The organism is Shewanella sp. Isolate11, assembly GCF_022398315.1.
In the GTDB taxonomy this organism is placed as follows: Bacteria; Pseudomonadota; Gammaproteobacteria; order Enterobacterales; family Shewanellaceae; genus Shewanella.
Genome location: NZ_JAKEVF010000002.1, coordinates 650,005 through 668,206, shown reverse-complemented (window position 1 = coordinate 668,206; position 18,202 = coordinate 650,005). Strand labels below are relative to the sequence as shown.

The 18,202-nt window shown below is 45.6% G+C and carries 17 protein-coding genes; 14 read left to right on the top strand and 3 right to left on the bottom strand.

Translation table 11 applies throughout. The annotated features are described in order from the left end of the window. Nucleotides 1–12: 12 nt before the first annotated feature. Together sucC and sucD are read left to right on the top strand one after the other, a co-directional pair. Entirely contained in the window at nt 13–1,179 is a 1,167-nt protein-coding gene (sucC, locus tag L1D21_RS08175; protein ID WP_239844740.1) for an ADP-forming succinate--CoA ligase subunit beta, read from the top strand. Further along, nucleotides 1,179–2,051, top strand: coding sequence for a succinate--CoA ligase subunit alpha (gene sucD, locus L1D21_RS08170; protein WP_239844739.1), 873 nt, complete (start codon nt 1,179–1,181; stop codon nt 2,049–2,051). The genes sucC and sucD overlap by 1 nt, the downstream gene beginning before the upstream one ends. A gap of 74 nt (nt 2,052–2,125) precedes the next feature. Here sucD and L1D21_RS08165 read toward each other — a convergent pair whose 3' ends face one another. Beyond that, complete coding sequence (locus L1D21_RS08165) at nt 2,126–2,893, bottom strand: hypothetical protein (RefSeq protein ID WP_239844738.1); 768 nt, start codon at nt 2,891–2,893, stop codon at nt 2,126–2,128. A 248-nt stretch (nt 2,894–3,141) separates the two neighbouring features. Next, on the bottom strand, nt 3,142–4,791 hold the full coding sequence (locus tag L1D21_RS08160; protein WP_239844737.1) for an FMN-binding glutamate synthase family protein: 1,650 nt from the start codon (nt 4,789–4,791) through the stop codon (nt 3,142–3,144). A gap of 218 nt (nt 4,792–5,009) precedes the next feature. Between L1D21_RS08160 and L1D21_RS08155 the strand changes: the two genes are divergently transcribed. Next, the gene (locus L1D21_RS08155) at nt 5,010–5,777 is read left to right on the top strand and encodes a class I SAM-dependent methyltransferase (protein ID WP_239844736.1); all 768 of its coding nucleotides are present in this window, start codon (nt 5,010–5,012) and stop codon (nt 5,775–5,777) included. Nucleotides 5,778–5,913: 136 nt separating this feature from the next. Here L1D21_RS08155 and fur read toward each other — a convergent pair whose 3' ends face one another. Beyond that, a complete protein-coding gene (gene fur / locus L1D21_RS08150; protein WP_239844735.1) occupies nt 5,914–6,345 on the bottom strand; it encodes a ferric iron uptake transcriptional regulator in 432 nt (143 codons plus the stop codon). 309 nt (nt 6,346–6,654) lie between these two features. Between fur and cobB the strand changes: the two genes are divergently transcribed. The 11 genes from cobB (at nt 6,655) to L1D21_RS08095 (ending at nt 18,184) form a co-directional block, all read left to right on the top strand. After that, nucleotides 6,655–7,395, top strand: a complete 741-nt coding sequence (gene cobB, locus L1D21_RS08145) for a Sir2 family NAD+-dependent deacetylase (RefSeq protein ID WP_239844734.1) — start codon at nt 6,655–6,657, stop codon at nt 7,393–7,395. Between the two features lie 3 nt (nt 7,396–7,398). Continuing rightward, a complete protein-coding gene (locus L1D21_RS08140) occupies nt 7,399–7,893 on the top strand; it encodes an ATP-binding protein (protein WP_239844733.1) in 495 nt (164 codons plus the stop codon). Between the two features lie 275 nt (nt 7,894–8,168). Continuing rightward, nucleotides 8,169–9,359: an acetyl-CoA C-acyltransferase gene (locus tag L1D21_RS08135; RefSeq protein WP_239844732.1), complete on the top strand. Its 1,191-nt coding sequence runs from the start codon at nt 8,169–8,171 to the stop codon at nt 9,357–9,359. A 126-nt stretch (nt 9,360–9,485) separates the two neighbouring features. Continuing rightward, nucleotides 9,486–10,991, top strand: coding sequence for a CoA-acylating methylmalonate-semialdehyde dehydrogenase (locus tag L1D21_RS08130; protein ID WP_239844731.1), 1,506 nt, complete (start codon nt 9,486–9,488; stop codon nt 10,989–10,991). A gap of 149 nt (nt 10,992–11,140) precedes the next feature. Beyond that, entirely contained in the window at nt 11,141–12,298 is a 1,158-nt protein-coding gene (locus tag L1D21_RS08125) for an acyl-CoA dehydrogenase family protein (protein ID WP_239844730.1), read from the top strand. Nucleotides 12,299–12,319: 21 nt separating this feature from the next. After that, nucleotides 12,320–13,093 carry an enoyl-CoA hydratase gene (locus L1D21_RS08120; protein ID WP_239844729.1) on the top strand — a complete coding sequence of 258 codons (774 nt, stop codon included), beginning with the start codon at nt 12,320–12,322 and terminating at the stop codon, nt 13,091–13,093. Continuing rightward, nucleotides 13,093–14,226, top strand: a complete 1,134-nt coding sequence (locus tag L1D21_RS08115; protein ID WP_239844728.1) for an enoyl-CoA hydratase/isomerase family protein — start codon at nt 13,093–13,095, stop codon at nt 14,224–14,226. The genes L1D21_RS08120 and L1D21_RS08115 overlap by 1 nt, the downstream gene beginning before the upstream one ends. Before the next feature lie 66 nt (nt 14,227–14,292). Beyond that, nucleotides 14,293–15,192, top strand: coding sequence for a 3-hydroxyisobutyrate dehydrogenase (mmsB, locus tag L1D21_RS08110; protein ID WP_239844727.1), 900 nt, complete (start codon nt 14,293–14,295; stop codon nt 15,190–15,192). A 4-nt stretch (nt 15,193–15,196) separates the two neighbouring features. Next, nucleotides 15,197–15,955, top strand: a complete 759-nt coding sequence (locus tag L1D21_RS08105; RefSeq protein WP_239844726.1) for an SDR family oxidoreductase — start codon at nt 15,197–15,199, stop codon at nt 15,953–15,955. A gap of 164 nt (nt 15,956–16,119) precedes the next feature. After that, a complete protein-coding gene (locus tag L1D21_RS08100; protein ID WP_239844725.1) occupies nt 16,120–16,350 on the top strand; it encodes a hypothetical protein in 231 nt (76 codons plus the stop codon). A gap of 238 nt (nt 16,351–16,588) precedes the next feature. Beyond that, nucleotides 16,589–18,184: an ABC-F family ATPase gene (locus L1D21_RS08095; protein ID WP_239844724.1), complete on the top strand. Its 1,596-nt coding sequence runs from the start codon at nt 16,589–16,591 to the stop codon at nt 18,182–18,184. The last annotated feature ends 18 nt before the right edge of the window (nt 18,185–18,202 follow it).

Below are 18,202 nucleotides of genomic sequence, written 5' to 3'. Positions count from 1 at the left end.
GGATAGATCATCATGAATTTGCATGAGTATCAGGCAAAAGCCCTATTTGCCGAATATGGTTTACCAGTGTCAGAAGGCTACGCATGTGATACCCCTCAAGAAGCGGTAGAAGCAGCGGGTCATATTGGCGGAGATATGTGGGTTGTTAAGTGTCAAGTACACGCAGGCGGCCGTGGTAAAGCAGGTGGCGTTAAAGTCACTGGTGACAAAGAAGAGATCAGAGCATTCGCTGAACATTGGTTAGGTAAGAACTTAGTAACTTACCAAACTGATGAGAAAGGTCAGCCAGTTGCTAAAATCTTAGTTGAAAGCTGCACCGATATCGCAAACGAACTTTATCTAGGTGCGGTTGTAGACCGAGCTACTCGTCGCGTTGTGTTTATGGCATCTACCGAAGGTGGTGTTGAGATTGAGACAGTGGCAGAAGAAACGCCAGAGTTGATCCACAAAGCGATTATCGATCCTTTGACAGGTCCTCAGCCATATCAAGCCCGTGACCTTGGCTTCAAGCTAGGTTTAAACCCAACACAAATGAAGCAATTCACTAAAGTGTTTATGGGTCTAGCAAACATGTTCACCGATCATGATTTTGCACTACTTGAAATTAACCCACTTGTTATCACTACCGAAGGCAACATTCATTGTCTAGACGGTAAGATTGGTATCGATGGCAACGCATTGTTCCGTCAACCAAAAATCCGTGACATGCACGATCCATCTCAAGATGACGCTCGTGAAGCTCATGCGGCTAAATTCGAGCTTAACTATGTTGCATTAGATGGCAACGTAGGTTGCATGGTAAACGGTGCCGGCCTAGCAATGGGTACAATGGACATCGTTAACCTACACGGTGGCAAGCCAGCTAACTTCCTCGACGTAGGTGGTGGAGCGACTAAAGAGCGTGTTGCTGAAGCATTTAAGATCATTCTTTCTGACGATAACGTTAAAGCCGTTCTAGTGAACATCTTCGGTGGTATCGTACGTTGTGACATGATTGCTGAAGGTATCATTGGCGCAGTTAAAGAAGTCGGTGTTGAAGTACCGGTTGTTGTTCGTCTTGAAGGTACTAACGCTGATTTAGGTCGCGAAGTATTGGCTAACTCTGGTCTTGACATTATCGCAGCCGAGTCGCTAACAGACGCTGCTGTTAAAGTTGTTGCTGCTGCGGAGGGCAAATAATGTCTGTATTAATTAACAAAGATACCAAAGTTATCTGTCAAGGTTTCACTGGCGGTCAAGGTACTTTCCACTCTGAGCAAGCTATCGCTTACGGTACTCAAATGGTGGGCGGTGTTTCTCCAGGAAAAGGTGGTCAAGTTCACTTAGGTCTTCCAGTGTTTAACACTGTTAAAGATGCTGTCGCTGAAACCGGTGCTACTGCAACTGTTATCTATGTACCAGCTCCTTTCTGTAAAGATGCCATCCTTGAAGCTATCGACGGTGGTATTGAGCTTATCGTTTGTATTACTGAAGGTATCCCTACTCTGGATATGCTTGAAGTTAAAGTTAAGCTTGAAGAAACGGGCGTTCGTATGATCGGTCCAAACTGCCCAGGTGTTATCACTCCGGGTGAATGTAAGATTGGTATCATGCCTGGTCATATCCATAAGCCAGGTAAAGTGGGTATCGTATCTCGCTCTGGTACGCTTACCTATGAAGCGGTTAAGCAAACGACTGATGAAGGTTTCGGCCAATCAACTTGTGTTGGTATTGGTGGTGACCCAATTCCTGGTACTAACTTCATCGACGTATTGGAAATGTTCCAAAACGATCCATTGACTGAAGCGATCGTAATGATTGGTGAGATCGGTGGTACCGCTGAAGAAGAAGCGGCTGAATACATCAAAGCTAACGTGACTAAGCCAGTTGTTTCTTACATTGCAGGTGTTACGGCTCCTGCTGGTAAGCGTATGGGTCACGCAGGTGCGATCATTGCTGGCGGTAAAGGTACTGCAGAAGATAAATTCGCCGCTCTTGAAGCTGCGGGCGTAACGACTGTACGTTCACTTGCTGATATCGGCAGTGCACTTCGTACTAAGACCGGTTGGTAATATTTTTACCCGATAAAAATACCCAATTAAAAAAGGCGCCTAAGGCGCCTTTTTTGTTGCTGTACGCAATCTAATTACAGATTCACTAAATCAATCTTAATGACGACATCATCAGCGGCAGTTTGAGCAAAACCATCTTTCCAAAAGTTAACCGAATTGACTTGCTTCTCCGATTTGTTGCCTTGGTAGTAAGGTGTTACTAGAGTTTGATCAACTACTTGTAATTCTGCGCCATTGTTAGCGGTTTTGAACAGATAGAACTTGCTGTTGTATTTAACCACAGCAGCGACACCCGCATCGCCATCATTAAGTAAAGCAACGTTTTGAGTATTAAAAGTAATGGTGTTATGTGCAACAACGGACTGAGCACCATTTACAGGATAACCGTTACCGGTCGGTTGCATGGTAAAGAATTCTGATCCTTTATCATCACGGCAATCGATACCTGAAATACTGACTTTAGCGGTAGGGTTTAACCCGTTGTCGTGCTCCATTTGTCCCCAGTAATTTTGATTACATCCCTGAGCGGTTTCATAAGGTTGTCCATTAAAAAAGTTCACACCCTGTTGTGTAATAACCAGAGCAATCTCTGAGGCAATCGCTTTGAACTGGGTAGCGATAGCGAGGGCATCATCATTGGCCACATTAACATCATAGCGATTAGTGCTAGAGGTACTAGTAAAGGTCGCGACGGTTTTGACGTTACCATTACTATTGCCTGAATTAAGGTCGTAGGTTTTAGTCACAGAGAAAGACTCAGTAACGTTATCTGTAGACTCTGAGCCACACCCTGCCAGCAGGAGAGATGCAGATGCCGCAACTAGGATTAACACTTTTTTCATCGTTTAACCTTCCAATTCTTAACAAATAAACAAGATGCTCTAGGCCGTAAGATGGCATCAGGAGCCTTACTTCAGGGTAACTGAGTGGCTACAGAGCGAGACGTACTATGCGTGATGCTTATTTTTTAATCAAATCGGATATCCTTAAACGAAACTTAAATCACAGTTTTTTGTCAAAATGCGCGGTAGGGGGACGCCTTATCAACGCCTGTGAGCAGACCAAAATGCACCGGAAGTGATGCTTAAGCCTATTGTTTACGGTTAAGGCCAAACTCTGCCGGAGTGAGGATATAGGTATCTTCGCAGAAGAAGGTTTCGGCGCTGCACTGCTGCCACCAGGAGGCCCAGGCGGTATCATTCACCCGCTCGTCGATAATGGCATTGGGCTTGAGCGGCGCAACCAGACTGCCGGTTGAGATAAGCAGGCCGTAGGGGGAGCGCTTCTTGATCATCTGAGGCGTCAGTTTGCTTGGGCTGTCCAGTCCCATGCTGCCGACTAGTTCGTAGAAATTTTTCAGGGTGTTACGGTGGAAATTGTTAACTCGATCGCTTTTTACTGCAACATCCAGTGCCTTAGCGCGCGCGGGATCTTGCGTGGCTATGCCTGTAGGACACATATTGGTGTTGCAGTGACGTGATTGAATACAGCCGAGAGATAACATCATGGTTCGGGCGGCATTAACGATATCGGCACCCATGGCGATCTTGCAGAGTAAGTCGAAACTTGATGCCGTCTTTCCCGAGGCGATTAATTTGATTTTATGCCTGAGCCCTACGCCAACAAGTGCGTTGTTGACGAAATAGATCCCTTCGAGACACATCATTCCAAGCCGGTTGGTGAATTCCACTGGTGCAGCGCCAGTGCCGCCTTCGGCACCATCTATGGTGATAAAGTCGGGCGTAATGCCAGTTTTTAACATCGCCTTGCAGATGGCAAGAAATTCGGCAGGATTGCCGATACAAAGCTTAAAACCCACCGGCTTTCCGCCACTTAACTCCCGTAGACGTTTAACAAAATTAAGTAGAGCGATAGGAGTTGTGCATTCTGGGTTTACTGCTGGTGAGATACAATCTTTATCCATAGGAATATGGCGGATAAGGGCGATCTCTGGAGTGATTTTGGCTTTAGGTAATACGCCGCCATGGCCGGGTTTAGCCCCTTGACTGAGCTTGATTTCAATCATTTTTATTTGGGGTCGTTTAGCCATTTTTGTAAAACTGTCAGCATCGAAGTTTCCTTCATTATCGCGACAACCAAACAAGCCCGAGCCGACTTGCCACACCAGATCGCCACCATGTTTTAAATGGTAAGGGCTAACGCCACCTTCGCCAGTATTATGGTAACAACCGGCCTTTACGGCGCCTAAGTTGAGGGCTTCGATAGCGTTTGAGCTTAATGAGCCAAAGCTCATTGCCGAAATATTAAAGTAAGATGCCTCATAGGGCGCAGTGCAATCTGGCCCGCCAATCTTGACTCTTTTGGCTTCATCATGGATGGTTTGTGGCGATAAAGAGTGCCATAGGCTGAGGTAGTTTTCTTCGAGTAGATCTTGCTGGGTTCCAAAAGCAATGGTGTCGCGGACATTTTTAGCTCGCTGATAAACCAGTGAACGCTGTTCACGATTAAAAGGAGCTTCTTCGGTATCGTTGGCAATAAAATATTGCTGAATTTCAACGCGATAAGATTCTAAAAAATAGCGTAAATAAGCGACTACAGGGTAAAGGCGGTTGAGGGTATGGGAGCTGAGATAAAGATCATGTAGGCCAACGAGAGTATAAAGTAGGCTAAATGACAAGAGCAATACGACGGTAAAACCATCCTGAGTGATATATAAATAACCACAAATCGCATTACCAATCGTGGCAATGAACCAGAATACTCGTTGCATTATGGTCATAGGTTCTCTCACTTCGCTAGTCCAATTTATTTGATACTAGCAGAGTCAAGCTAATGATAATATTAGCAACACACTTGATTACTCAGATTTAATCTTGTTGAATATTTAAAAGGAATTAATAACAGTAAACGATGAACTGTATACAAGTTTCGATATATTGAAGCGCAATGGTTTGAGCAAGTCGGTGCGAAACAACGAAAAGACAGTAGAGTAGGGCAATGGATTATATTGAGATAAATAAACAAGCATGGAATAAGCGTACCTTAGTGCATTTTGACTCTAAATTTTATGATGTGGCTGGATTTTTAGAAGGTAAAACATCACTCAACCCGATTGAGTTAGCTCAGGTTGGCAATGTGCAAGGTAAAAGCTTACTGCATCTGCAATGCCATTTCGGACTCGATAGTTTGTCTTGGTCGCGACTGGGCGCAAAAGTCACTGGCGTAGATCTTTCATCTGATGCAATCGATAAGGCTCGATGGTTAGCCGATAAATTGGTTATCGATGCTAACTTTATCGAAAGTGATCTATATCATTTTGGTGCAATTAATAAACAGCAATTTGATTTGGTGTTTAGCTCTTATGGTGCCTTGTGTTGGCTACCTGATCTTAACGGCTGGGCGCAAATTATCTCAGATGCGTTAAATGAGGGTGGGGAATTACATTTAGTCGAGTTTCACGGCATAACGGATTTGTTATCTGGTTATGCCTATTTTGCAAAGGATCAACCTGATGTTGAGCAAGAAGGGACCTATACCGAAAATTGTGTTGGTGAAAAATCGACAACAGTTTGTTGGTCTCATTCACTGAGTGAAGTGATTAATGCCTTACTTTGTGCCGGTTTAACCTTGGTTGAGGTGAATGAATATCCCTATAGCCCTTATAACTGTTTCGAAGGATTAGAATTTGTAGAGGGAGAGGGCTATCAATTGCTATACAAAGGCCAACAGGTTCCTTTGGTATATGCCATCAAGGCGCGTAAATAATTTGATAAAGTCTTGCGGTACCGGACGTGGGCATAACAATATGTTTGCTTATAAAACAAAACAGCCCGCTATTATATAGTGGGCTGTTTTATTTCAATGATAAGCGTGATAGCGATAAGAGTGATAGCCGATAGGCTTATGCTTCACCGTGGTCGCATTTATCGTTGGTGCAAACACCGTAGAGATAAAGGCTGTGGTTGGTTAATTTGATATTGTGCTTCATTGCTATCTCATCTTGGCGACGTTCAATGACATCGTCAGAGAATTCAATAACTTTACCGCAAGATAGACAGACTAAGTGATCGTGATGATGATTTGATGAGAGTTCGAATACCGCTTTACCACTTTCGAAATGATGGCGACTCACAATCCCTGCATCATCAAATTGGTTTAATACGCGATAAACCGTTGCTAACCCAATCTCTTCACCGATATCGAGCAGTTTTTTATAGAGTTCTTCTGCACTGATATGTTGGTTTTCGGGTCCCTGCATCAGTTCGAGGATCTTGACTCGTGGTAAGGTGACCTTTAATCCCGCTTTCTTTAGCGCTTGATTTCCATCTGTCATTATAAGTCTCTTGATTGCAGAACCATTAGCAAAGCCATAGAGGTTCATTTGTTGATGTTGAGAACCATTATAGGGGCTGAATTTGAAAACTTAAACCTTTGATCTGCCATATTGTTCCCTTATATAACAAATTGTCATAAATTGTGTCTTTATATAAGATAATAATGGCAAGTTTGCTTTACTCACTGTTTACTGACTGACCTTGTCTAATACATCTGCTTCGATCACTGTTTATACTAATGCCCAATGTGATTTGGGATTGAGTTCTGGCAGGCTGTAGTGGGTCGACCGAAATAATAAGGAATATCGATGTATCGTCAGATCGTAATATTGACCGGTGCGGGGATCTCCGCCGAATCTGGCTTGAGAACCTTTAGGGATCAAGATGGGCTTTGGGAAGAACATAAAATCGAAGATGTTGCCACCCCAGAGGGTTATCAGCGAGATCCTGAAATGGTGGAGCGTTTTTATAATGAACGCTGGCAGCAGCTTCATAACGGTAAAGTAGAACCCAATGCCGCTCATTATGCCTTAGCTAAGCTAGAACAAGCTTTCGATGGTGAGTTACTGGTAGTGACACAAAATATTGATGATTTGCATGAACGTGCGGGCTCGAGACGATTACTACACATGCATGGCGAGTTAACCAAAGGGCGCTGTCCTCGTTCTCACCAAACCTTTCTATTAACCGATCATTTTGGTGTTAATCATACTTGTACTTGTTGCATTCCGGCTCAGCGTTTGCGTCCTCATGTGGTGTGGTTTGGTGAGATGCCGATTGGCCTTGATCGGATTCAACATGCGTTAGACACTTGCGACTTGTTTATTGCTGTGGGGACATCGGGCTCTGTTTATCCTGCCGCCGGTTTTGTCGATACGGCCAACCATCACGGCGCACAGACGGTAGAAGTGAATTTGGTGGAAGCGGACCGCCATAGCCAGTTCCAATATCACCTTCAAGGCAAGGCCAGTGAGATCTTACCTAAAGTGGTAGAGACCATTTTAAATGGCGACACCATCAGCAATGATCTAGTTAATGGCGTCGGCTGATTGATGAACAAGGATAATTCGCAACAGTGTCAAGATGATGCTGCTGATCTGCCGACTAATCTGGCCATTATCATGCGTGGCTTACCCGGCAGTGGTAAGAGTCATTGGGTCGAGCAGTTTATTGCCGCGTATCCGAGCGAAGTCGCTCAGCAGATTAAACGCAATGGCTATTGTTCGACCGATGCCTTGTTTATTAAACAGGGTCAGTATCAGTTTAATCTCAATCTTTTATCTGAATATCATCAACGTAATCTCACCCTGTTTATTCAGGCACTTTCTAATCGTCAGCCTGTGGTGATTTGCGATAACACTAATATGGCTCGCTGGGAATTTATGGCTTACGATGCGGCGGCAAAGGCTTTAGGTTATCAAGTTCGCCACGTATTAATTGGTGATCCGGCGGATCCTGAGCATCAAGCTTTATGCGCACAGCGGAATCAACATGGGGTGAGTCTGCGTCAAATTCAGCTGATGGCGAAAAAGTTTGAATCTTTCTAGTCTGACCATTAAAGATGAATCCTTATTAATTCATTGTTTGTTTTCTAAGTAAATTCAAACTAATTTGAGTTAAGCCTTTCTATTGTATCCCTTTAAAAACCCACTTCGTTGTTAACTGTAAATCCAAACTGACAAGTTGTTAGACTAAAGTTCACCTTATTTGCGCAGTTAATACTTGCTTTACGTTCGCGTAAACGTCAGAGTGATGTTAATTTGAATGAGATCACAGTTTGGCATGGTGATCCAAGCCAATTAGAGCTTAAATGGAGCGCAAGATGAGTACAGAACAAAGCAATCTAGAAATCGTTATTGTTGCAGCAAAGCGTACGCCAATGGGCGGCTTTCAAGGGGCGCTTTCAAGCGTGCCATCACCCACTTTGGCTGCAACCGCGATTAAAGGATTAATGGATAACACCGCCGTCTCTGGCAGTGACGTTGATGAAGTCTTAATGGGTTGTGTGTTACCCGCTGGACTCGGTCAGGCTCCAGCTCGTCAAGCAACATTGGGAGCCGATCTGCCTCTATCTGTTGGTGCAACCACAGTGAATAAAGTGTGTGGCTCAGGCATGAAAACTGTCATGTTGGCACACGATCTAATTAAAGCGGGCAGTGCCAATATCGTTATTGCTGGTGGTATGGAAAGCATGAGCCAAGCGCCTTATCTGTTAGATAAGGCTCGTGGCGGTATGCGTATGGGTCATGGCAAAGTGCTAGACCATATGTTTTTAGATGGTTTAGAAGATGCCTATACGGGTGGTGCTATGGGCACCTTTGCTCAGAAGACTGCCGATGATTTTGGTTTGACCCGTGAAGCCATGGATAACTTTGCCCTAAGCTCATTACAAAAGGCCAATAGTGCTATTGAAACCGGCGCTTTCAAAGAGGAAATCGTTCCAGTTACTGTTTCAAGCCGTCGTGGAGACGTGGTAGTTGATACCGATGAACAGCCCGGTAACGCGCGTCCAGAGAAGATCCCAACCCTACGTCCCGCTTTTGCTAAAGAGGGCACCATTACTGCGGCGAACTCAAGCTCTATTTCAGATGGTGCGGCGGCGTTAATGTTGATGACTCGTGAGCAAGCACAAAACAAAGGTTTAACCGTGCTGGCAACCATTAAAGGCCATACGACCCATTCACAGCAGCCTTCGATGTTTACCACTGCACCAGTGGGCGCGATGACCAAGTTACTTGAAAAAGTGAACTGGAATAAAGATGACGTCGATCTATTCGAAATCAACGAAGCCTTTGCCATGGTGACTATGTTAGCCATCTCTGAATTGGGGCTCGATGAAGCTAAAGTTAATGTCAATGGTGGTGCTTGTGCTTTAGGTCATCCCATAGGTTGTTCTGGTGCTCGAGTGCTGGTGACCCTGATCCATGCGCTGAAAGCTAAAGGGCTGAAGCGTGGTATCGCTTCACTGTGTATTGGTGGCGGTGAAGCAACAGCGATGGCTGTTGAAATATAACATTGAGGGACAGGGCTTAGCCTTGTCCTTTTTTATTACCTGTACAGCTAGTGAGTATTTTTTGTCACTTACATAGCTTTTAGGTACGCGGCGTAGATCGCGGCTTAAACTGATTAGGAAAGCGATATGACGACTCAAGTTAAACATTACATCGATGGGCAATTTACCCTAGGTGAAGGCACTCAACAGATCTCGGTCACTAACCCTGCCAACAATGAAGTGATTGCGACCATAAATGCAGCGACGACCTCCGAAGTGGAAACGGCTATTGCCAGTGCTAAGGCCGCATTTAGCAGCTGGAAAGAAGTTCCTGTATCTGAGCGCGCTCGAGTGATGTTCCGTTATCAACATCTGCTCAAGCAACATCATGATGAAATCGCCACCATTTTGGCCCAAGAAACCGGTAAAACCTTTGAAGATGCCAAAGGTGATGTATGGCGTGGTATCGAAGTGGCCGAACATGCTTGTAATATTGCCAGTTTAATCATGGGTGAAACCGTTGAGAATGTGGCGCGCAGCATAGATACCTATAGCTACACTCAGCCATTAGGCGTGTGTGCAGGTATTACGCCATTTAATTTCCCAGCGATGATTCCATTGTGGATGTTTCCGTTAGCAATTGCTTGCGGTAATACCTTTGTGCTTAAACCATCTGAGCAAGATCCTATGACACCTCAACGATTGGTTGAGTTGTTCGAAGAAGCCGGTGCGCCCAAAGGGGTTTTACAACTGGTACACGGTGATAAAACCGCTGTCGATGTGTTGCTCACTCATCCTGATATTAAAGCGATTTCGTTTGTGGGTTCAGTGGGTGTGGGTCAATACATCTATAAAACCGGTACTGACAATCTCAAGCGTGTGCAAGCCTTTGCGGGTGCTAAAAACCACTGTGTGATCATGCCTGATGCCAACAAACAGCAAGTGATTAATAACTTGGTGGGAGCCTCTGTCGGTGCTGCTGGCCAGCGTTGTATGGCGTTATCGGTAGCCGTATTTGTGGGTGAGGCTAAGCAGTGGATCCCCGAACTTCGTGATGCTATCGCAAAAGTGAAGCCTGGTCTTTGGGATGATAAGGATGCAGCATACGGCCCAGTGATCAGCCCTGCAGCCAAGGCGCGAGTGCTTAAATTAATCGCCCAAGGTAAAGCCGAAGGCGCCGAATGCTTGCTTGATGGTAGTGACTTTAGCGTTGAAGGTTATGAAAACGGTAACTGGGTAGGCCCTACCATGTTCAGTAATGTAACCACAGATATGAGCATCTATCAGGAAGAGATCTTCGGTCCTGTGCTTTGCTGTATGGAGAGTGAAACGTTAGAAGAAGCTATCGATATCGTCAATGCTAGCCCTTACGGTAACGGTACTTCTATCTTTACCGCTAGCGGCGCCGCGGCACGTAAATATCAACATAATATCGAAGTGGGTCAGGTGGGGATTAACGTACCTATTCCAGTACCGCTACCTTTCTTCTCATTCACGGGTTGGAAAGGCAGCTTCTATGGCGATCAACATGCCTATGGTAAGCAGGCGGTCCGTTTCTATACCGAAACCAAGACTATCACTTCTCGCTGGTTCGAGTCGGATATTACCGAAGCGGAACATCATGCGCCAAACATGACCATCGCACTGAAGTAATTGAACACAACGAGGTCTTAAGTAACAGCTTAAGACCTGCCTTTGGGGGAGCGGCTCAAGCCGCAGTAAGACAAATATTAACAAGCCAAGCACCATAACAAAAATAGCCTAATTAGAGGGCATAAAATCAGGTGCACAAGGAGTATCAGATGGATTTTAATCTGAATGAAGATCAACGTCAGTTTGCCGAGTTAGCCACACAATTTGCCAATGAGGAGTTAGCGCCATTTGCGGCTCAATGGGACGAAGAACATCATTTCCCAAAAGAGGTGATTCAAAAAGCCGGTGAACTGGGTTTTTGCTCACTATACTCGCCAGAATCTGAAGGGGGCATGGGGCTTTCTCGTTTAGATTCTTCGATTATCTTTGAGCAGTTAGCCATGGGCTGTACTGCAACCACGGCTATGTTGACCATTCATAATATGGCAACTTGGATGATCACCAGCTTTGGTTCAGCCACACTGCGTGAAACTTGGTCTGAAGCCTTAACTACAGGTGAAAAATTAGCGTCATACTGCTTAACCGAAGCTGGCGCGGGCAGTGATGCCGCGTCACTTAAAACCAAAGCGGTACGTGATGGCGATGAGTATGTGATCTCGGGCGCTAAGATGTTTATCTCAGGTGCAGGTTCGACTGAAATGTTGGTGGTGATGTGCCGAACAGGTGCTGAGGGTCCTAAAGGCATTTCTGCCATCGCCGTACCCGCAGACAGTGCAGGCATTACCTATGGTAAAGCCGAAGATAAGATGGGTTGGAATGCCCAGCCGACCCGTGAAATCACTTTCGATAATGTGCGTGTGCCAGTGACTAACCTATTGGGTGAAGAAGGCCAGGGCTTTACCTTCGCCATGAGAGGGCTAGATGGTGGCCGTATCAATATAGCGACCTGTTCTATTGGTACAGCGCAGGCTGCGCTCGAACGCGCCACGCAGTACATGAATGAGCGTAAGCAGTTTGGTAAACCTATTGCCGCTTTCCAGGCGCTACAATTTAAATTAGCTGATATGGCAACTGAGCTTGTTGCTGCGCGGCAGTTAGTGCGTTTAGCCGCTTTTAAGCTAGATTGTGGTGACCCCGAAGCGACCGCTTATTGCGCGATGGCGAAACGTTTTGCGACCGATATTGGTTTCCAAGTGTGTGACAGTGCACTGCAGTTGCATGGTGGTTATGGCTACATCCGTGAATATCCGCTTGAGCGTCATTTCCGTGATGTGCGTGTTCATCAAATTCTAGAAGGCACTAATGAGATCATGCGACTCATCATTGCCCGCCGCTTGTTGGACGAAAACGCCAGCCCAATTTTATAATTTTTGCCAAGGAGAGAATCGATGACAGCCATTATTGAAAAGATTGTTGGTCACACTGCTGTGCTGACAATGAATAATCCACCGGCCAATACCTGGACTGCCCAGAGTCTGCAATTGTTAAAGCAGAAAGTGTCCGAGCTTAATGCCAATAAGGATATTTATGCCTTAGTGATCACGGGTGAAGGCGAGAAATTTTTCAGCGCAGGTGCAGATCTAAAGCTATTTGCCGATGGTGACAAAGGTAATGCTGCATCGATGGCAAAATATTTCGGTGAAGCTTTCGAAGCCTTAAGTGGATTTCGTGGGGTGTCGATTGCCGCAATCAATGGTTATGCCATGGGGGGCGGTTTAGAAGTGGCGCTGGCCTGTGATATCCGTATCGCCGAAGAGCAAGCGGTAATGGCATTGCCAGAAGCGACCGTGGGTTTATTGCCTTGTGCTGGCGGCACTCAAAATTTGACCGCATTAGTGGGTGAAGGTTGGGCTAAACGAATGATCTTATGTGGTGAGCGTGTCGATGCTGCGAAAGGTTTAAGCCTTGGATTGGTTGAGGAAGTGGTCGTTAAAGGTGCGGCATTGGATGCTGCAATGACCTTGGCAGAAAAAGTGGCTAAGCAGAGCCCAAGTAGTGTGACAGCTTGCAAAACCTTGATTCAAGCGGGGCGCACCATGCCACGCACCCAGGCTTTACCATTAGAGCGAGAACTGTTTATCGGGCTGTTTGATACACAAGATCAGGCAGAAGGTGTCAATGCGTTTTTAGAAAAGCGCCCAGCAAAGTGGACAAATAACTAATGAGTAATATGCAAACCAATAGTGTGGTATTCCAGACCCTAGGGACCTTATCTGGCAAATTGGTTGGAGTTGCAACCCTCAATATGGAAAAGGCGCTGAATGCGCTTAATACCGAGATGATCCACGCCCTTAGTAAGCAACTGCAAGCCTGGGCTGATGATGACAGTATTGCCATGGTGGTACTCGATGGCGCGGGTGAAAAGGCTTTTTGTGCCGGTGGTGATGTGCGTGCCTTGTATCAGGCTTCGTTGTCGCACCCAGGTGAAGTCACCAATATGGCGCGTGATTTCTTTAAAGATGAGTATCATCTGGATCACATGCTGCACACCTATGATAAACCGGTATTGCTGTGGGGCGATGGCATAGTGATGGGCGGTGGCCTAGGACTCATGGCCGGTGCAAGCCACCGGGTGGTCACCGAAAATTCACGCATCGCGATGCCTGAAGTTACTATCGGGCTTTACCCTGATGTCGGTGGTAGTTATTTCCTAAACCGTATGCCGGGACGAATCGGTCTGTTTCTGGGCATGACCGCCTATAACATGAGTGGCGCCGATGCCTATTTTGTTGGGCTCGGTAATCACTATCTTAATAGCGATGATAAACAGCCATTATTTGATGCCTTAGCCAGTGTGGATTGGGAGTCAGATATTGGTGCCAATCACTGCAAACTAAATTCACTGCTCGATGGTATGAATAGCCGCTGCACCATTCCTATGCAGCCGAGTGTACTTGAGCTGCACCAGAGTGAAATTGACGCATTAATGGCGGGCGACTTAGCGCAGATCATGGCCAGAGTGCAGACCTATGAGACTGAGCATTCATGGCTACAACGTGGCTTAAAAACCTTATTAGCTGGTAGCCCATTGAGTGTTCATCTGATTTATGAGCAGATGCGCCTTGGCTGCGAGCTTTCTCTTGAACAAGTGTTCCAGTTTGAGCTCGGATTAAGTTGTCATTGCTGTGCGTTAGGGGATTTCGTCGAGGGTGTTCGCGCGTTGCTTATCGATAAAGATCGTCAGCCTAAATGGAAATATGCCGGTGTCGACAGCGTGCCACAGGCGGTGGTGCAGCAGTTACTAAGCTCACCTTGGAGTGCATCTGAGCATCCATTGAGTAGCTTGGGTAAATAAAGCATTTTAGGTCAATTGCCATCAAATATTCAGCTTGGGGTAAAGCCTCAACTTAAGGAGTAACAAATGAGTACCGTTGCCTTTATCGGATTAGGAAATATGGGTGGCCCTATGGCGGTCAATCTCGTTAAAGAGGGCTTTACTGTCAAAGCATTCGATTTGTCTAAGCAAGCATTGAGTCATGTGGCTGAGCAAGGTGCTATTCCAGCTCCTAGCGCTTGTGCTGCGGCAGCATCAGCCGATATCGTCATTACCATGTTGCCAGCGGGTAAACATGTTCGTAGCCTATATATAGGGCAAGGTGATGACAAAGGGCTTATCGATGTCGTTGCACAGGGTACCTTGTTGATTGATTGCTCGACCATAGATGCAGAAAGCGCGCGTTTTGTGGCTGAGCAAGCAAAAATAAAAGGGCTTGAGTTCATCGATGCTCCAGTTTCTGGTGGCACGGCAGGCGCGGCAGCGGGTACCTTAACTTTCATTTGTGGTGGTAGTGATAACGCATTCGAACAAGCGCAAAATGTGCTTAATGCTATGGGGGCTAATATCTTCCATGCGGGCGGCCCTGGAGCGGGTCAAGTGGCTAAGATTTGCAACAATATGTTGTTGTCTGTGTTGATGCTTGGCACCAGCGAATCGATTCAGATGGGCATAGATCATGGACTCGATCCCAAAGTGCTTTCAGAGATCATGAAAGTTAGTAGTGGTGGTAATTGGACGCTAGATAAATATAATCCTTGTCCAGAGGTCATGGAAAATGTGCCTTCCTCGAATGGATATCAAGGTGGCTTTATGGTCGATTTGATGGTGAAGGACTTGGGTTTATCCCAAGAGGCGGCGCTGTTAACCAATTCGAGTACTCCGATGGGGGCCTTGGCACGCAGTTTATATGTTAATCATGCAAGGCAGGGTAACGGTCAGCGTGATTTCTCCAGTATTTTTGAGCAGTTTAATAAGAAAGGGTAAGTTGATGGATTTAAAAGATAAGGTTGTCGTTATTACCGGCGGTGCGGGCGGACTTGGTTTTGCAATGGCGCAAGAGCTAGCGGCGGCTGGAGCAAAGTTAGCGCTTATCGATGTCGATCAAGAGAAGCTGGAACGTGCTTGTGCCGACATTGGTGCGGCGACCGAAGTCCAAGGCTACGCCTTAGATATTACTGACGAAGAAGATGTGGTCGCTGGTTTCCGTTATATTTTGGAAGATTTCGGCCAAGTCAATGTGTTGGTCAATAATGCTGGTATTTTACTCGATGGCATGTTGGTTAAAGCCAAAGACGGTGTGGTGAGTGACCGTATGTCACTGGCTCAATTTCAGGCGGTGATCAATGTTAACCTTACTGGTTCGTTTTTGTGTGGCCGTGAAGCCGCCGTTGCTATGATTGAGTCAAAACAGCCGGGTGTAATTATCAACATCTCAAGCTTGGCGAAAGCGGGCAACATGGGGCAGAGCAACTATGCAGCGTCTAAAGCCGGTGTGGCCGCGATGTCTGTTGGTTGGGCCAAAGAGTTAGCGCGCCACAATATTCGCAGTGCCGCCGTGGCTCCGGGGGTGATCGAAACCGAGATGACGGCGGCGATGAAACCTGAAGCCTTAGAACGCTTAGAGAAAATGGTGCCTGTAGGACGTTTAGGTCAAGCTTCTGAAATCGCTTCAACGGTGAAATTTATCATCGAAAACGACTATGTTAACGGTCGTGTATTTGAGATTGATGGCGGTATTCGCCTTTAATCATTAGTTTTCAGCCGGTACAAAAACGGGCATTGGCCCGTTTTTTTGTTCTTTCAATTATCATAGGCGATGTCGTCTGATCCAAATTTATTTTATTCGAAGTTGGTTTTAACTGCCGCTTCAGTGGCCAAGGTGTAGTAAGTCAATGTGTAAAGAGAAAACCAATGTGGATTGAGAAAGTCGCTAAGACCCTGATGCTGGTGGTGGGGATCATAGGTGTGATTGTAATTTATAGCGGTTTCTTTTATCTGCTTTTTAGCAATAAACACAGTGGTAACTTGCCTTGGTATATTTTGTTGTCACCTTGGTTGTGTATCTATTTCGGTTTGAATCAACATCAGCAACATGATGTGCGCCAATGGCTGAAACAAAAGTTTATCTTCAAGCGAAAATAAGCATTTTTGTTAGCTAGCTGGCTTATTCCGACGGTTCATTTGTGGTTTATCTTATTGGTTTTATACCGAGTTAGATTTGCTAAATTGGGCCTAAATCGCTATAGTATCGCGCTTTAATTTATCCCTTTAGCGCGGTTTTTAATCGGTATGCCATCTAAGCTGTTTATACTGTTAGTTCATGGCAACTGGTGTTAAAGCCCATAGGCGCTTCGCTTAACTCAATTTTCGGAATTTCACATTGATCACTACAGCTAATATCACCATGCAGTTTGGCTCTAAGCCGCTGTTTGAAAACATCTCAGTCAAATTTGGCGGCGGTAACCGTTATGGTCTTATCGGTGCCAATGGTTGTGGTAAATCGACCTTCATGAAGATCTTAGGCGGTGAACTTGAGCCAACATCGGGTAACGTGTCATTAGACGTTAATGAACGTTTAGGTAAACTGAGCCAGAACCAATTCGGTTATGAAGAGTTTAGCGTGATCGATACCGTGATCATGGGTCACAGTGAACTTTGGAAAGTCAAGCAGGAGCGCGATCGTATTTACTCTTTGCCAGAAATGAGCGAAGAAGATGGCATCAAGGTCGCTGAACTTGAGATGGAGTTTGCCGAGATGGATGGCTATAGCGCCGAATCTCGCGCTGGTGAATTGCTGTTAGGTGTGGGTATTCCACTTGAGCAACACTTTGGTCTGATGAGCGAAATTGCCCCTGGCTTTAAATTACGTGTGCTATTGGCTCAGGCGCTGTTTAGCGATCCAGACGTATTACTCCTTGATGAGCCTACCAACAACTTGGATATCGATACTATTCGTTGGTTACAAGAGATGCTCAACCAGCGTAACAGCACCATGATCATCATCTCGCATGATAGATACTTCCTTAATTCTGTGTGTACGCACATGGCAGATTTGGATTACGGTGAGCTGCGTGTTTACCCAGGTAATTACGATGAATATATGATGGCGGCAAACCAAGCTCGCGAACGTCTTTTATCGGATAATGCTAAGAAAAAGGCGCAAATCTCTGAGCTGCAAGGCTTCGTTGCTCGTTTTTCTGCTAACGCTTCTAAAGCTAAACAAGCGACTTCACGCGCGAAACAGATTGATAAGATTAAACTTGAAGAAGTAAAGGCCTCTAGCCGTGTTAATCCATTCATTCGTTTCGAACAGGAAAAGAAACTGTTCCGTAATGCATTAGTCGTCGAAAACCTAACCAAAGGTTTCGATCAAGGTCCGCTATTTAAAGACTTCAATCTTATTGCCGAAGTGGGTGAACGTATTGCGGTACTGGGTGAAAACGGTGTGGGTAAGACGACAATGCTGCGTACTCTTATCCATGATATCCCACAAGATAACGGGACAATTCAGTGGTCAGAAAATTCGGCCATCGGCTATTATGCTCAGGATCATGAGTCAGATTTTGAAAATGACATGACACTGTTTGATTGGATGAGCCAATGGCGTAAACCTGAAGATGACGATCAGAGTGTGCGTGGTTATTTAGGCCGTATGCTGTTTAGCTCGGATGACATCAAAAAGTCAGTTAAGGTACTGTCTGGTGGTGAGAAAGGGCGTATGCTGTTTGGCAAGCTGATCATGCAAAAGCCAAATATTTTGGTGATGGATGAACCAACTAACCACTTGGATATGGAATCAATTGAGTCACTTAACAACGCACTAGAGATGTATGAAGGCACATTGATGTTTGTCAGCCATGACCGCGCATTTGTGTCGTCTCTGGCAACCCGTATTATCGAAATTACCGCAGATGGCGTTAATGACTTTAAAGGCACTTATGATGAGTTCCTACGCAGCAAAGGCGTAGAAGAATAAATCATTAGTCACTGCAAT

Coding starts and splice junctions, on each gene's coding strand:
- L1D21_RS08140 (WP_239844733.1), top strand. CDS start 7,399: ATGAACAAGGATAATTCGCAACAGTGTCAAGATGATGCTGCTGATCTG.
- L1D21_RS08160 (WP_239844737.1), bottom strand. CDS start 4,791: ATGACCATAATGCAACGAGTATTCTGGTTCATTGCCACGATTGGTAAT.
- L1D21_RS08120 (WP_239844729.1), top strand. CDS start 12,320: ATGACAGCCATTATTGAAAAGATTGTTGGTCACACTGCTGTGCTGACA.
- mmsB (WP_239844727.1), top strand. CDS start 14,293: ATGAGTACCGTTGCCTTTATCGGATTAGGAAATATGGGTGGCCCTATG.
- sucD (WP_239844739.1), top strand. CDS start 1,179: ATGTCTGTATTAATTAACAAAGATACCAAAGTTATCTGTCAAGGTTTC.
- cobB (WP_239844734.1), top strand. CDS start 6,655: ATGTATCGTCAGATCGTAATATTGACCGGTGCGGGGATCTCCGCCGAA.
- sucC (WP_239844740.1), top strand. CDS start 13: ATGAATTTGCATGAGTATCAGGCAAAAGCCCTATTTGCCGAATATGGT.
- fur (WP_239844735.1), bottom strand. CDS start 6,345: ATGACAGATGGAAATCAAGCGCTAAAGAAAGCGGGATTAAAGGTCACC.
- L1D21_RS08130 (WP_239844731.1), top strand. CDS start 9,486: ATGACGACTCAAGTTAAACATTACATCGATGGGCAATTTACCCTAGGT.
- L1D21_RS08125 (WP_239844730.1), top strand. CDS start 11,141: ATGGATTTTAATCTGAATGAAGATCAACGTCAGTTTGCCGAGTTAGCC.
- L1D21_RS08155 (WP_239844736.1), top strand. CDS start 5,010: ATGGATTATATTGAGATAAATAAACAAGCATGGAATAAGCGTACCTTA.
- L1D21_RS08165 (WP_239844738.1), bottom strand. CDS start 2,893: ATGAAAAAAGTGTTAATCCTAGTTGCGGCATCTGCATCTCTCCTGCTG.
- L1D21_RS08135 (WP_239844732.1), top strand. CDS start 8,169: ATGAGTACAGAACAAAGCAATCTAGAAATCGTTATTGTTGCAGCAAAG.
- L1D21_RS08100 (WP_239844725.1), top strand. CDS start 16,120: ATGTGGATTGAGAAAGTCGCTAAGACCCTGATGCTGGTGGTGGGGATC.
- L1D21_RS08105 (WP_239844726.1), top strand. CDS start 15,197: ATGGATTTAAAAGATAAGGTTGTCGTTATTACCGGCGGTGCGGGCGGA.
- L1D21_RS08115 (WP_239844728.1), top strand. CDS start 13,093: ATGAGTAATATGCAAACCAATAGTGTGGTATTCCAGACCCTAGGGACC.